Source organism: Cellulomonas hominis (assembly GCF_005239125.1).
Taxonomy (GTDB): Bacteria; Actinomycetota; Actinomycetes; order Actinomycetales; family Cellulomonadaceae; genus Cellulomonas; species Cellulomonas hominis_A.
In genome coordinates this window covers 1-13,710 of sequence record NZ_SZYE01000102.1, presented here as the reverse complement: position 1 = coordinate 13,710, position 13,710 = coordinate 1, and the positions used below count along the sequence as shown (strand labels likewise).

Annotated in this window: 13 protein-coding genes; 10 read left to right on the top strand and 3 right to left on the bottom strand. The window is 74.9% G+C overall.

What is annotated here, in order from left to right:
• Positions 1-24 precede the first annotated feature (24 nt).
• Positions 25-1,047 carry a LacI family DNA-binding transcriptional regulator gene (locus FA014_RS12600; protein ID WP_154730021.1) on the bottom strand — a complete coding sequence of 341 codons (1,023 nt, stop codon included), beginning with the start codon at positions 1,045-1,047 and terminating at the stop codon, positions 25-27.
• Positions 1,048-1,272: 225 nt separating this feature from the next.
• Here FA014_RS12600 and FA014_RS12595 point away from each other — a divergent pair, with 225 nt between their 5' ends.
• From FA014_RS12595 to FA014_RS12560, 8 genes are all read left to right on the top strand, one after another.
• Positions 1,273-2,571 (top strand): extracellular solute-binding protein, encoded by a 1,299-nt coding sequence (locus FA014_RS12595; RefSeq protein WP_154730020.1) that lies wholly within the window; start codon positions 1,273-1,275, stop codon positions 2,569-2,571.
• A gap of 7 nt (positions 2,572-2,578) precedes the next feature.
• Positions 2,579-3,598 carry a carbohydrate ABC transporter permease gene (locus tag FA014_RS12590; RefSeq protein WP_154730019.1) on the top strand — a complete coding sequence of 340 codons (1,020 nt, stop codon included), beginning with the start codon at positions 2,579-2,581 and terminating at the stop codon, positions 3,596-3,598.
• Positions 3,598-4,491, top strand: coding sequence for a carbohydrate ABC transporter permease (locus FA014_RS12585; protein ID WP_154730018.1), 894 nt, complete (start codon positions 3,598-3,600; stop codon positions 4,489-4,491). The genes FA014_RS12590 and FA014_RS12585 overlap by 1 nt, the downstream gene beginning before the upstream one ends.
• A 173-nt stretch (positions 4,492-4,664) precedes the next feature.
• On the top strand, positions 4,665-7,043 hold the full coding sequence (locus tag FA014_RS12580) for a glycoside hydrolase family 3 N-terminal domain-containing protein (protein WP_154730023.1): 2,379 nt from the start codon (positions 4,665-4,667) through the stop codon (positions 7,041-7,043).
• A complete protein-coding gene (locus FA014_RS12575; protein ID WP_154730017.1) occupies positions 7,040-8,623 on the top strand; it encodes a glycoside hydrolase family 43 protein in 1,584 nt (527 codons plus the stop codon). The genes FA014_RS12580 and FA014_RS12575 overlap by 4 nt, the downstream gene beginning before the upstream one ends.
• Before the next feature lie 24 nt (positions 8,624-8,647).
• On the top strand, positions 8,648-9,619 hold the full coding sequence (locus FA014_RS12570) for an acetylxylan esterase (protein WP_154730016.1): 972 nt from the start codon (positions 8,648-8,650) through the stop codon (positions 9,617-9,619).
• A gap of 5 nt (positions 9,620-9,624) precedes the next feature.
• A complete protein-coding gene (locus tag FA014_RS12565) occupies positions 9,625-10,161 on the top strand; it encodes an RBBP9/YdeN family alpha/beta hydrolase (RefSeq protein ID WP_154730015.1) in 537 nt (178 codons plus the stop codon).
• 88 nt (positions 10,162-10,249) lie between these two features.
• A complete protein-coding gene (locus FA014_RS12560; protein ID WP_154730014.1) occupies positions 10,250-10,417 on the top strand; it encodes a hypothetical protein in 168 nt (55 codons plus the stop codon).
• Positions 10,418-10,547: 130 nt separating this feature from the next.
• Here FA014_RS12560 and FA014_RS12555 read toward each other — a convergent pair whose 3' ends face one another.
• Together FA014_RS12555 and FA014_RS12550 are read right to left on the bottom strand one after the other, a co-directional pair.
• Entirely contained in the window at positions 10,548-10,919 is a 372-nt protein-coding gene (locus FA014_RS12555) for a YybH family protein (RefSeq protein WP_195969275.1), read from the bottom strand.
• Between the two features lie 64 nt (positions 10,920-10,983).
• A complete protein-coding gene (locus FA014_RS12550; protein WP_154730013.1) occupies positions 10,984-11,655 on the bottom strand; it encodes a response regulator transcription factor in 672 nt (223 codons plus the stop codon).
• A gap of 74 nt (positions 11,656-11,729) precedes the next feature.
• Between FA014_RS12550 and FA014_RS12545 the strand changes: the two genes are divergently transcribed.
• Positions 11,730-12,890 carry a sensor histidine kinase gene (locus FA014_RS12545; protein ID WP_154730012.1) on the top strand — a complete coding sequence of 387 codons (1,161 nt, stop codon included), beginning with the start codon at positions 11,730-11,732 and terminating at the stop codon, positions 12,888-12,890.
• A 251-nt stretch (positions 12,891-13,141) separates the two neighbouring features.
• Positions 13,142-13,600, top strand: coding sequence for a hypothetical protein (locus FA014_RS20955; RefSeq protein WP_154730011.1), 459 nt, complete (start codon positions 13,142-13,144; stop codon positions 13,598-13,600).
• Positions 13,601-13,710: the final 110 nt, after the last annotated feature.

Sequence of the window (13,710 nt, the reverse complement as noted above, 5' to 3'; positions counted from 1 at the left end):
CGCGGGGCGCGCGCGGCGCGGGCGTCAGCGGCGGCGGGGGACCGCCGTGCTGCCGCGGACCACTAGGTGCGTCGGCAGCCGCAGGTGCTGCCCCGCGCCGGCCCCGGCACCGCCGGCGGGCTCGGCCGCCCCGAGCAGCGCCAGCAGCATCCCCACCGCCGCGCCGCCGAGGTCCTGGATCTCCTGCCGCACGGTCGTGAGCGGCGGTGTCGTCCCCGCGGCCTCCGGCACGTCGTCGAACCCGACCACCGACAGCTCGGCGGGCACCCGGACCCCGAGGCGGGCGGCGGCGTCGAGGATGCCCATCGCCGAGAGGTCGTTGGCGGCGAACAGCGCGGTCGGCGGGTCGTCCAGGGCGAGCATCGCGGCGGTGGGGGCGTCGGCCGCGTCCCGCCGGTACTCGGCCACGTGCATGAGCGCCGGGTCGACGGGGATGCCGGCCTCGGCGAGCGCGGCGCGGTACCCGGCCTCCCGCAGCCGGGAGGACTCCAGGTCGACGCGCCCGCCCAGGAACCCGATCCGCCGGTGCCCGAGCCCGAGCAGGTGCCGCACGGCCAGCACGGCGCCGTGCAGGTTGTCGGAGTCGACGGTCGGCAGTCCGCCGGGGCCGGCGTGCGGGTCGACGGCCACGACCGGGACGGACGCGCCGGCGTGCAGGACGGTGGGGGTGACGAGGACGGCGCCGTCGATGAGGGTGCCGCTCAGCCGGGCGAGGTAGCGGTGCTCCCAGCCCGCGCGGCCGGAGCCCCCGCCGGTGTAGGCGAGCAGCGCGTGGTCGGTGCCGCGCAGGGCGGCGCCGGCGCCCTTGAGGATCTCGGCGCTGAACGGCTCGAACTCGGCGACCAGCACCCCGACGACGCCGGTGCGGTGCGAGCGCAGGCCGCGCGCGACGATGCTCGACTCGTAGCCGAGCCGGTCCACGACGGCGCGCACGTGCGTCGCGGTGCCGGCCGCGATGCCGTCCCGCTGGTTGATCACCTTCGAGACGGTCGCCACGGAGACCCCGGCCTCGCGGGCGACGTCCGTGATCGTCACCCGGCGTGCCATGGCCGTGATCTTAGGTTGCTAAAACGTTATCGACAACGGTTGACACGCTGCTCCGGCGGCTGCCAGAGTCCCTCGTGCAGTCAGTGATGACGAGCAGGTCCGGCCCCGGCACAGCCGCGGGGGACGGGCTTCGCGGAGCACGACGCACGGCGGTCACCCGCCGACGGCGAACCGGTCCGGCCCCGGCGGGGAGGACCACGGTCAACTCAACGAAGAGGGCAGATCATGAAGGCACGCAAGACGCTGGCGGTCACGGCCGCGGCGATCGTGGCAGCCATGACCCTCGCCGCCTGCGGCGGCGGCGACTCGGGCTCGGGCGGCGGGGACGGTGACGGCGACGTCACGATGACGTTCTGGCACAACTCGACGACGGGCGACGGCAAGGCCTACTGGGAGGACACCGTCGCGGCGTTCGAGGACGCCAACCCGGGCGTCACCATCAACATCCAGTCCATCCAGAACGAGGACATGGACGGCAAGCTCCAGACCGCCCTGAACTCGGGCGACGCGCCGGACATCTTCATGGCGCGCGGCGGCGGCAAGCTGGCCGACGTCGTCGAGGCGGGCCAGGCGATGGACCTCTCCGACGCCCTGACCCAGGAGACCCGCGACGCGCTCGGCGAGGCCTCGCTGGCGGCGTTCTCCGTCGACGGCTCCGTCTACGGCGTCCCGACCGCCGTGCTCCCCGGCGGCATCTACTACAGCAAGGACCTGTTCGCGCAGGCCGGCATCACGGAGACCCCGACGACGGTCGACGAGCTCAGCGCCGCGGTCGACAAGCTCAAGGCCGCGGGCATCCAGCCGATCGCGCTGGGCGCCAAGGACGCCTGGCCGGCCGCGCACTGGTACTACTTCTTCGCCCTGCGCGAGTGCTCGCAGGACACCATGACGCAGGCCGCCAAGGACATGTCCTTCGACGACGCGTGCTGGACGAAGGCGGGCCAGGACCTGCAGGACTTCGCCGCGACGGAGCCGTTCAACGACGGCTACCTGACGACCACCGCCCAGCAGGGCGCCGGCTCCTCGGCGGGCCTCGTCGCCAACCACCAGGCCGCGATGGAGCTCATGGGCGCCTGGGACCCGGGCGTCATCGCGAGCCTGACCCCGGACCAGGAGCCGCTGCCCGACCTCGGCTGGTTCCCGTTCCCGGCCGTGGACGGCGGTGAGGGCGACCCGACCGCGATGATGGGCGGCGTCGACGGCTTCTCCTGCTACGTGGACGCGCCGAAGGAGTGCGCCGACTTCCTGAACTTCATCGCGGAGAAGGACAACCAGGAGGGCTACGCCGAGGCGTTCGTCACGCTGCCGGCCAGCAAGGACGCCCAGTCGGTCGTCACCGACCCGGCCCTGCAGGAGGTCCTGGCCTCCTACAACGACGCGGCCTACGTCACGGTCTGGCTGGACACCCTGTTCGGCCAGAACGTCGGCAACGCGCTCAACACCAGCGTCGTCGAGATGCTCGCCGGCAGCGGCAGCCCCGACAAGATCGTCGAGACTGTCAACGCCGCGGCGGCCAAGGAGTAGCACGACCATGAGCGACTCGCAGGGCGTGAGCCCGCTGGTCATCTCGTCGCCCGAGGGTCGCTCGGCGGCCGGGGGCGGTGCCGTCGCGGCACCGTCCCCGGCGCCCCGCCCGCGCCGGCGGCGCGGGAGCTGGCGTCAGCGGCTCGAGATCGGCATCCTGACCGGACCGGCCATCCTGATCTTCCTGGCGTTCGTCATCTTCCCCGTGGTGATGGCGGCGTACTACGGCTTCTTCAAGTGGAAGGGCTTCGGCCCGCCGACCGACTTCGTCGGGCTGGACAACTACGTCGCCATCCTGAAGGACCCGACGTTCCACGACGCGCTCCGGCACAACGGGTTCATCGTCGTGATGTCCCTGGTCCTGCAGGGGCCCGCGGCCGTGATCCTCGCGCTGCTGCTGAACCGCAAGATCCGCGGCCGGTCGCTGATCCGCGTGCTGATCTTCGTGCCCTACGTGATCTCCGAGGTCATCGTCGGCACCGGCTGGAGCCTCATGCTCCAGACCACGGGCGCGGTGAACAGCCTGCTCGAGAAGATCGGGCTCGGGTCCCTCACCGCCGACTGGCTGTCCGACCCGAAGATCGCCATCTGGTCGCTGATGATCATCATCACGTGGAAGTACATCGGCTTCGCGGTGATCCTGTTCCTCGCCGGCCTGCAGTCGATCCCCGAGGAGCTGCACGAGGCCGCGGCGATCGACGGCGCCTCCTACTGGCAGGCGCAGCGCTCGATCACGCTGCCGCTGCTCGGCCCGACGATCCGGATCTGGGCGTTCCTGTCCATCATCGGCTCGCTCCAGCTGTTCGACCTCGTCTACATCATCTGGGGCCAGTACGTCTCCGCCACGGCCGGGACGTCGACCATGGCCACCTACATGGTGTCCAACGGCCGCCTGGCCGGGAACTACGGTTTCGGCAACGCCGTCGCGGTCGTGCTGTTCCTGATCTCGCTGGTGATCGCGCTGACGTACCAGCGCTTCGTGCTGCGCCGGGACACCGAGGGCGCGCTCACCGAGAGGAAGAAGTGATGGCTGCCACCGCCGTCCAGACGCCGCCGCTGCCGGCCTCGCGCCCCGAGCCGCGCCGCCGCCGGCCCGGCCGCTCGCTCGAGCGCGTCAACCCGCTGGTCTACGTCGTCGCCTGGCTCCTGGTCGGCGTCTGCATCGCGCCGGTCGCCTACATCGTGCTGGGCGGCCTGCGGACGAACTCGCAGATCACGCTCGACCCGTCGGGCTTCCCGACGACGTGGGAGTTCGGCAACTACGTCGACGTCCTGTCCAGCTCGCTGTTCTGGCAGCAGTTCCTGAACTCGGCGATCTGCGGCATCGCGACGACGATCGGCGTCGTGGTGCTCGGGGTCATGGCGAGCTTCGTGCTGGCGCGGTACCAGTTCTCCGGGCGAGGGGCGATGTACTCGCTGTTCGCGGCGGGCCTGATGTTCCCGATGACGGTCGCGATCACGCCGCTGTACATCATGATCCGCCAGCTCGGGCTGATGAACAGCCTGGCCGGCATCATCCTGCCGCAGATCGCGTTCGCGCTGCCGGTGACGATCATCATCCTGGTGCCGTTCCTGCGGGCCATCCCGAAGGAGCTCGAGGAGGCGGCGGCCATCGACGGCGCGAGCCGGCTCGGGTTCTTCTTCCGGATGGTGGTGCCGCTGTCGGTCCCGGGCGTGGTGACCGTCGGCATCCTCGCGTTCGTCGCGAGCTGGAACAGCTACATGCTGCCGCTGTTCATCCTGAACGACGAGGGGCAGTACACGCTGCCGCTCGGCGTCCAGGCGTTCGCCTCGCAGTACTCCGTCGACACCGCCCGGGTGCTGGCGTTCACGTCGCTGTCGATGATCCCCGCGCTGATCTTCTTCTCGCTCTTCGAGCGGCGGATCGTGGGCGGGCTCACCGGCGCCGTCAAGGGCTGAGGCCGGTGCCGCGGCGGCCTGCGCGCCGCCGCGGCACCCGAGCCCGCCACCCGCTCGTCCTCGAACAGGAGCACCCCCGCGTGTCCGACCTCACCGGCACCGCCGCCCCGGCTGCGGCGCCCGCCCCCGCCCGCCCCGACGCCCCGGCCGCGGCCCCGGCGCCCGTCCGCGCGATGCCCGTCGTCTCCGACCGGGTGCGCGACCTGCACGCCCGGATGACGCTCGAGGAGAAGCTGGCCCAGCTGGTCGGCTACTGGCTCGACCAGAACGGCACGGTCGCCCCGATGCAGTCCGAGATGGCCGCGGGCCAGAAGGACTCCGGGCAGCTGCCGGAGATCACCCGGCACGGCCTCGGGCACTACACCCGGGTGTACGGCACCCGGCCGGTCGACCCGGTGGAGCGCGCGGCCTGGCTGTGGTCGGAGCAGCGCCGCCTGCAGCGCGAGACCCGGCTCGGCATCCCGGCGCTGGTGCACGAGGAGTGCCTGACCGGCCTGGCCGCGTGGCAGGCCGCCACCTACCCGACGCCGCTGGCGTGGGGCGCGTCGTTCGACCCGGACCTGGTGCACGAGGCGGCCCGCGCGATGGGCGACTCGATGCGGGAGATCGGCATCCACCAGGGCCTGGCGCCCGTGCTGGACGTGGTCGGCGACGCCCGGTGGGGCCGCGTCGACGAGTGCATCGGCGAGGACCCGTACCTGGTCGGCACGATCGGCACCGCCTACGTGCGCGGCCTGCAGGAGGCGGGGGTGCACGCCACGCTCAAGCACTTCGCGGGGTACTCCGCCTCGACCGCCGGCCGGAACCACGCCCCGGTGAGCGCCGGGCCGCGCGAGCTGCTGGACGTGTACCTGCCGCCGTTCGAGATGGCCGTCCGTGACGGCGGCGCCCGCTCGGTCATGAACGCCTACGTCGACGTGGACGGCGTGCCGATGGCGGGGAGCGTCGAGCACCTGACCGGCGTGCTGCGCGAGCAGTGGGGCTTCGACGGCGTCGTCGTCGCCGACTACTTCGCGGTGGCGTTCCTCGAGGTGATGCACCGGGTCGCCGCCGACCGCGGCGAGGCCGCCGCGCAGGCACTGGAGGCCGGCATCGACGTCGAGCTGCCGACCGGCGACGCCTACCTGGAGCCGCTCGCGGAGCGGCTGCGCGCCGGCCTGACGGACGAGCGCCTGGTGGACCGCGCGGTGCTGCGCGTGCTGGCGCAGAAGGAGGAGCTCGGGCTGCTGGACCCGGACGCGTTCGCCGCCGGTCCGCCCACCGAGGTCGACCTGGACTCCCCGCGGCAGCGGGAGATCGCCCGGCGGCTCGCGCAGGAGTCGGTGGTGCTGCTGGCCAACGACGGCGTGCTGCCGCTCGCCGCGCCGCGGCGGGTGGCCGTCGTCGGCCCGAACGCCGACCGCCCCGAGGCCCTGATGGGCTGCTACTCGTTCGCGAACCACGTGCTCGCGCACCACCCGGGCCTGCCGCTCGGGTTCGAGATCCGCAGCGTCGGCGAGGCGCTGGACGCGGCGCTCGCGGGCACCGCGGAGGTCGTGCACGCCGCGGGCTGCGCGGTGGAGGGCGACGACACCTCGGGGTTCGCCGAGGCGGTCGACGCCGTCACCGGCGCCGACGTGGCGGTCGTGGTGGTCGGCGACCAGGCGGGCCTGTTCGGCCGCGGCACGGTCGGCGAGGGCAACGACGCCGACTCCCTCGAGCTGCCGGGCGTGCAGCGGCAGCTGGTCGAGGAGCTGGTCGCGACCGGCACCCCCGTCGTCCTGGTGCTGCTCACCGGGCGCCCGTACGCGATCGGCTGGGCGCTCGACGGCGAGGGCCCGCGCCCGGCCGCGGTCCTGCAGGCGTTCTTCCCGGGCGAGGGCGGCGGCGACGCGATCGCCGACGTGCTGACCGGCGCGGTCAACCCGTCCGGCCGGCTCCCGGTGTCGCTGCCGCGGTCGGCGGGCACCCAGCCCTACCGCTACCTGCACCCGGTGCTCGGCGGGCCGTCGGACGTCACGTCGACCGACCCGACCCCGGTCCGGCCGTTCGGGTTCGGCCTCGGCTACACCGAGTTCGCGTACGGCGACCTCGCGGTGGACCCGTCGGTCGACTCCGCGGGCTCGTTCGAGGCCGCGGTGACGGTGACGAACGTCGGCGCGGTCGCGGGCACCGAGACCGTGCAGCTCTACGCGCACGACCCGGTCGCGACGGTCACCCGCCCGGTCGTGCAGCTGCTGGGCTACGCGCGGGTCGACCTGGCGCCGGGGGAGTCGCGCCGCGTGACCTTCGGGGTGCCGACGACGCGGCTGGCGTTCGCCGACCGCCGGCTGGTCCGGGTCGTCGAGCCCGGCGACGTGCAGGTCTGGGTCGGGTCGCACGCGGAGGCCGCGCCGCGGTCCTCCGAGGTGGCCGGCACGACCAACGGCGCGATCCGGATGGCCCGCGGGCGCGCCGAGCGCGAGGTCCCCGGCACCGCCACGGAGCGCCGGGTGCTGACGGTCACGGGCGGCGTGCACGAGGTCACCGCCGCCGACCCGCGCGTGGTCGAGGTGAAGGTCACCGCCCCGTGACGGCTGCCGCCAACCCGGTGCTCCCGGGCTGCCACCCCGACCCGTCGGTGTGCCGGGTCGGCGACGACTACTACCTGGTGACGTCGACCTTCGAGTACCTGCCCGGCCTGCCCGTGTTCCGCAGCCGCGACCTCGCGCACTGGGAGCCGGTCGGGCACGCGGTGCGGCGGCAGCTCGACATGGCCGGGCTGCCGTCGTCCAGCGGGCTGTACGCGCCGACGATCCGGCACCACGACGGGCTGTTCTGGGTGGTGTGCACGCTGGTGGACCAGCGGGCCGACGGCCGGGCGGCCGACGAGCGGCGCGCCGGGCTCGGGCACTTCCTGGTGACGGCGGCCGACCCCGCCGGGCCGTGGTCCGAGCCCGCGTGGCTCGGCGGCGACGGCATCGACCCGTCGCTGTTCTTCGACGACGACGGCCGGGCCTGGGTGCTCGCCACCCGGCCGGCGCGCGAGCCGGAGTGGCCGGGGCAGACCGAGGTCTGGCTCCGCGAGCTCGACCCGGTGGCGCGCGAGCTCGTCGGCCCGGAGCACGTGATCTGGACCGGGGCCGTCCGCGGCGCGGTGTGGGCCGAGGGGCCGCACCTGTACCGGGTCGACGGCGGGTACCTGCTCGTGGCGGCCGAGGGCGGGACCGAGGTGCACCACGCGGTGTGCGTCGCCCGTGCCGACGCGATCACCGGGCCGTACCGGGGCAACCCGTCGAACCCGGTGCTGACCCACCGGCACCTGGGCCGCGGCATCGACGTCGTGGCCGCCGGGCACGCCGACCTGGTCGAGGCGCCCGACGGGTCCTGGTGGGCCGTGCTGCTCGCCATGCGCACCTCCGGCGGGTACCACTACCCGCTGGGCCGCGAGACGTTCCTGGTGCCCGTGGCGTGGGAGGACGGCTGGCCCGTGCTCGCGCCCGGCGTCGGCCGGATCCCGCCGGTGGTGGACGTCCCGGACGTCCCCGGCTGGCCCGGCGACCGGGTGGTCTCCGGCCGGCAGTCCGGGCCGGTGGCGCCGGCCGACCTCCGGTGGACCGGCGTGCGGGCGCTGCCGGAGGACGTCGCGACGCCGGCCGGCGACGGCTGGGACCTGCCGCTGCGCCCCGCGACCCTGGCGGACCTCGACGTGCCGGCCTTCCTCGGCCTGCGGCTGGAGCACCCCGACGCGGACCTCGTGCTGCGGGTCGCCGCCGAGCTCGCCGACGGGGAGGAGGTGGCCCTGGCCGTGCGGCAGTCCGAGCGGGACCACGTCCGGCTGGCGGTGACCGCCGAGGCCGGCGGCCGCGTCGCCCGGGTGGTGCACGTGCAGGGCGGTGCTCCCCGGCGGGTGCTCGGCGAGGTCGCCCTCGGCGCGCCCGCGGGCCCGGACCTGACGCTGGTGCTCGAGGCCCGCGGGCCGGACCTGCGGCTGCTCGCCGCCGCCGGGGACGACGCGCCCGCCCTCGTCGCGACGGCGGACGCCCGCACGCTCGACAGCGTGGCGACAGGCGGGTTCCTCGGGCTGTGGGCCGGCGTGCTGGCGACCAGCGCCGGACGGGCGACGACGACGGTGGCGCACGTCCGGTCCGTGGCATATTCGCCCGTGCACTGACGCACCCCCCGACAGGAGACCCCGTTGCTCCAGGACCTGCCCGAGCCCGCGCTCTGGGAGCACGCGAGCGCGCTCGTCGAGCCCGCCGACCTCGACGCCTTCTGGGCGCGCACGCTCGCGGACGCCCGCCGGCACGACGCCGCCCCGACGCTGGTGGCCGAGCCCACGCCCCTGACCACGCTGGACGTGTGGGACGTGACGTTCCCGGGCTTCGCCGGCGACCCGGTGCGGGCCTGGTACCGCCGTCCCGCCGGCGTCACGGGGCCGCTGCCGGTCGTCGTGCAGTACGTCGGCTACGGCGGCGGCCGCGGCGCCCCGACGGAGAACCTGCTGTGGGCGTCCGCCGGCTTCGCGCACCTGCAGATGGACACCCGCGGGCAGGGCTCCGGCTGGAGCCGCGGCGACACGCCGGACCCGTGGGGCACCGGCCCGCAGGCGCCCGGCGTCATGACCCGGGGGATCGACGACCCGGAGACCTACTACTACCGGCGGCTGCTCACCGACGCGGTGCGCGCGGTCGACGCGGCCCGCGCCCTGCCCGGGGTGGACCGGGACCGGGTCGCGGTGGTCGGCGGCAGCCAGGGCGCCGCGATGGCGATCGCCGCCGGGGCGCTCGCGGACGTGTCGGCCGTCGTGGCGGACGTCCCGTTCCTGTGCGACATCGCCCGCGCGATCGGGATCACCGACAGCAAGCCGTACGCGGAGGTCGTCGAGTACCTGGCGGTGCACCGCGGCGCCGAGGACGGGGTGCTGCGCACGCTGTCCTACGTCGACGGCGTCGGGCTGGCGCGGCGCGGCCGGGCCCCCGCGCGGTTCTCGGTCGCCCTGATGGACGTGGTCGTGCCGCCGTCGACCGTCGTGGCGGCCCACCGCGCGTGGGGCGGCCCGAAGGAGCTGCGGGTGTGGCGGTACAACGGTCACGAGTCGGGCGGGCCGGACCAGGACCGCGAGTCGGTCGAGTTCGTGGCGCGGGAGCTGGGCGCGGGGCCACACTGAGCGCCATGCCCACGCGCGCGATCGTGTTCCACGGCACCGGCGGCCACCCCGACAACGTCTGGTACCCCTGGCTGGACCGGCGGCTGACGGCCCGCGGCTACGCCGTCGAGCGCCCGTCCTACCCGGACGTCAACGTGGAACCGGTCGCGACGTTCCTGCCCCGCGTGCTCGCGGCGCACCGGTTCGACGCCGACACGGTGCTGGTCGGCCACTCCGGGGGCGCCGCGCTGCTGCTGGCCCTGCTCGAGCACCTGGACGCGCCCGTGGCGCAGACCGTGCTGGTCGCGGGGTACTGGCGGCGGCCGAACGACTCCGAGGAGCCGGTGCTGCAGGACCGCTACGACTGGGACCGGATCCGCGCGCACGCCGGCGACCTGGTGCTGGTGAACTCGGTGACCGACCCGTACGGCTGCGACGCCACCCAGGGGCGGGAGCTGCTGGACCGGCTCGGCGGGACGCTCGTCGTCCGGGACGAGGGCCACTTCGGCGACTGGGACCAGCCGTACCCGGAGTTCCCGCTGCTGGAGCGGCTCGTCCGCTAGCGCGGGTGGCAGCACCGGGTGTCCCGGACCGCTCACAACGGCGCCCGGACGGCCGAACAGGGCGGGGGACACCGACTGGAGGACCGCCATGACCCCGACCCTGGCCCCGCGCCGCCCGCTGCACCCGCTCGACCCCGCCGAGCACGCCCCGTCCTGCACGCTCCCCGGCTGGCGCGTCGACACGAGCCCGGTGCGGTTCGGGATGGTCGTCGCCCGGTGCACGCTGTGCGGCGCGATGGAGTGGCGCGCGCGCTGAGCGCGGCCCGCCCGGGCACGAAGAAGCCCTCGGCCGCGCAGGGGGCAGGCGACCGAGGGCGTTGCCCACTCTAGCCGCGTCGACCCGTACGGACCAAACGGCTCACCCGATCGGACGCCAACGATCGGGCTCAGCCGGCGCTCGCGGAGAACGGCCTGCCCGGCCAGTACGCCCACTCCTCGAAGTGCTCGACCCGCCCGTCGTCCGCGAACCGCAGGACCCACAGGTCGCGGTACTCCTGCGGCTCGTCGCCGCCGTACCGCACCTCGGCCCGGACGACCGCGTCCGCCCCGTCGACCGCCACGACCTCGGCGTCCAGGGTGAACGGCGTGGGGTCCGACCAGAACCCGCGCACCGCCGCCAGCCCCTCGAGCGGCGGCTCGTACGGCGAGCGCAGGTACCGCACGTCGTCGGTGAACAGCGCGCCCAGCGCCCCGGGGTCGTCCTCGCGCCAGGCCCGCTCGTAGGCGTCGACCCAGCCCCTCACGTCCGCGCGGTCCATCGCGTCCCCCTCGTGGTCGGTGCGGCCCGCCCATCGTGCTCCCCGTCCCGGGAGCGCGTCGAGGTCAGCCGACCGGGCCGGTCTCCTCGAGCAGCCGCAGCGCCGCCGTCACCCGGGGGTTGCGCGCGGGGTCGGCGTCGATGCCCAGCGTCGCGTAGATGCCGTTGATGTGGTTCTGCACCGACTTCTCGGTGATCCGCAGCGACTCGCCGATGCCGGCGTTCGACAGCCCCTGGGCCAGCAGCCGCAGCACGGCGTACTGCCGGTCGGTGAGGCGGGACACCGCGGAGCCCGCGCGGGGCGCGACCCGGTCGAGCAGCGCGGGGTCGAGCGTCGTGCGCCCCTCGGCGGCGGCGCGGACCGCGGTCACCAGCGTGGCCGCGTCCGTCGACGACGTCTTCGACAGGTAGGACCAGCCGGCGGCGACGTCCGGGGGCAGGTCGAGCAGCAGGTCCATCGCGTCGTGCGCCGACAGCAGCAGGATGCCGAGGTCGGGCTGGTGCCGGCGCAGCGTGACCCCGAGCGCGATCCCGTTGCCGTCGGGCAGGTCGATGTCGAGCACCGCGACGTCGGCGGCACCGGGCCGCAGGGCGGCGGCGCCCTCCTTGACGGTGCCGACGGACGCGACGACGCGCACGTCGTCGGCGGCACCGAGCGTGAGCTCGAGCATGGACCGGAACAGGGGCTGGTCCTCGACGACGACCACGCGGGTCGTCCGGGCTGCGGATTCGGACATCGCGGACAGTATGGTGGCTCGGCCCGGCGAGCGGGCGACGGCACGCGGACGTCCCGCGGGGAGGACGGGGTCGGATGCCCACGCCACTGACGCGGGACGCCGCCGCCGTCCGCGCCGACCGGCGTGCGCTGCTGCTCGCGGCGGGCACGATCATGACGGTGTTCGCGGTCGGGGCCGCCGCCCAGACCGCGTGGGTGTACGGCAACCAGGGCGGGATGGTGCCCGTCGAGTCCCGCATCCTCGCCAACCTGAGCGCGGTCGCGTCGATGCTGCTGATCCTCGCGGTCACGGGGGTGTCGCTGCCTCAGCGGGGCTCCCTGCCCCTCGTGGTCGGCGTGCTGAGCGCGGGGATCACGGCGTCCGGGGTGCGGTTCGCGACGCAGCTGCTGCTCGACGTCTACGTGGACCCGTCCCGGAAGGTCATCTCGACCGAGCTGGTCAGCGGGGCCATCGTCGCGTCGACCGCCGCGGCGATGGGCCTCGCGGCCATGCTGTCCCAGCGGCGGCTGCGGGCCGAGATCGCGGAGCGTGCCGAGGCGCGGCTGCAGATCGAGCTGGCGCTCGCGGCGCTGCAGCACGAGGAGGTGCGGGTCCGCCGCGAGGTGGCGGAGGGCCTGCACGGCAGCATGCAGCAGCGGCTCGTCCTGGTCGTCGCGCGGCTGGACGGGCTGATCGCCGAGCTGGGCACCGCGCCCGCCCGGGCCCTGACCCCCGAGGACGTGGCGCTGCTGCGCGAGGTGCGCGAGCAGATCGAGACGGTGCGCGAGGCCGACGTCCGCACCACCAGCCGGATGCTGTACCCGGAGCAGCTCGAGGTCGGCATGGTCCCGGCGATCCGCGCCCTGCTCGGCCGGATCCCGCGCACCGTGAACACCCGCCTGGGCGTCTCGGACGAGGTGCGGGTCGTGGACGACCCCGCCGACCCGCGGCTGACCCGCAGCGAGCGGCTGCTGGCGGTCCGCGTGGTCGAGGAGGCGATCAGCAACGCGCTGCGCCACGGCCAGGCGGCCGTGGTGGACGTGCGCGTGTCGCTGGTCGGCGACGCGCTGGAGGTGCGCGTGTCCGACGACGGGGACGGCTTCGGCGAGGACGCGGGGCAGCCGTCCGGCACGGCGCGGCTGGCGGACCGCCTCCGGCTGGTCGGGGGCGACCTCCGCGTCACCTCCGTGCCCGGCGACGGCACCCAGGTGGTCGCGCACCTTCCGGTGGAATCGCTCCGCGGCGCGGCGCTCTGACCTGGGGACCTCCGTTTTTCACCCACCCGGTATGTCCGGATCGTCCCGTTAAATGTTGCAACGTCGGTGTTGACGTGCAGTCACGGGGGTGCTGCCACCCAGGAAGCGCCTTCCGCGGGGGTGCGGCGGCCCTAGTGTTCGCGAGCCGCACCCGCCGGGACCCCCTGCTCCGGTGACGCGGCCAGCGCCCCCGCCCTCCCGGCTCCGCGGGCCGCGCCCGCCCCCCGGAGCCGCCCCCGTCGAGGAGTGCCATGTCCGTCGCCACCGCCCCCGCCGCACCGGCCGCCCCGCGCCGCCCGGTCCGCCGCAAGGTCGTCGCCCTGACCGTCGCCGGGCTCGGCATCGCGGGCCTCGGCCTCGCGTCCGCCGCCCAGCTCAACCTGACCGCCGGCGCGCTCGGCGCGGGCACCACCGTCGTCGCCTCGTGCGACTCGAACGGCGTGGCCGTCGCGTTCACCAACGCGTTCACCACCTCCGTCAAGGGCTACACCGTCAGCCAGGTCACGCTCAACGACGTCGCCGCGGGCTGCCAGGGCCAGACGATCTCCGTCGACCTGCTCAACACCGACCCGACCGACGGCTCCACCGGTGCCTCGGTCAGCCACCTCACCGGCACCGTCCCCCAGGGCGGCGGCAGCGTGAGCCTCGCGGTCACCGGCGCCGTGAAGGCGGCCGACGTCAAGGGCGTCGCCGTCGTCATCGCGGGCTGACCCGAGCGCACCGTGCGCGACCGGGCCGTCGAGCCGGCCGGCGCGGGCAGCACCGCTGCCCCGCGCCGGCGCCTCGGCGTACCCGGGCGTCTGCGCACGGTCGGGCGCCC

What these genes read in the sequence shown, in the direction of transcription:
- FA014_RS12600 (WP_154730021.1), bottom strand. Translation starts at nt 1,047, where the DNA reads ATGGCACGCCGGGTGACGATCACGGACGTCGCCCGCGAGGCCGGGGTC.
- FA014_RS12595 (WP_154730020.1), top strand. Translation starts at nt 1,273, where the DNA reads ATGAAGGCACGCAAGACGCTGGCGGTCACGGCCGCGGCGATCGTGGCA.
- FA014_RS12590 (WP_154730019.1), top strand. Translation starts at nt 2,579, where the DNA reads ATGAGCGACTCGCAGGGCGTGAGCCCGCTGGTCATCTCGTCGCCCGAG.
- FA014_RS12585 (WP_154730018.1), top strand. Translation starts at nt 3,598, where the DNA reads ATGGCTGCCACCGCCGTCCAGACGCCGCCGCTGCCGGCCTCGCGCCCC.
- FA014_RS12580 (WP_154730023.1), top strand. Translation starts at nt 4,665, where the DNA reads ATGCCCGTCGTCTCCGACCGGGTGCGCGACCTGCACGCCCGGATGACG.
- FA014_RS12565 (WP_154730015.1), top strand. Translation starts at nt 9,625, where the DNA reads ATGCCCACGCGCGCGATCGTGTTCCACGGCACCGGCGGCCACCCCGAC.
- FA014_RS12560 (WP_154730014.1), top strand. Translation starts at nt 10,250, where the DNA reads ATGACCCCGACCCTGGCCCCGCGCCGCCCGCTGCACCCGCTCGACCCC.
- FA014_RS12555 (WP_195969275.1), bottom strand. Translation starts at nt 10,919, where the DNA reads ATGGACCGCGCGGACGTGAGGGGCTGGGTCGACGCCTACGAGCGGGCC.
- FA014_RS12550 (WP_154730013.1), bottom strand. Translation starts at nt 11,655, where the DNA reads ATGTCCGAATCCGCAGCCCGGACGACCCGCGTGGTCGTCGTCGAGGAC.
- FA014_RS12545 (WP_154730012.1), top strand. Translation starts at nt 11,730, where the DNA reads ATGCCCACGCCACTGACGCGGGACGCCGCCGCCGTCCGCGCCGACCGG.
- FA014_RS20955 (WP_154730011.1), top strand. Translation starts at nt 13,142, where the DNA reads ATGTCCGTCGCCACCGCCCCCGCCGCACCGGCCGCCCCGCGCCGCCCG.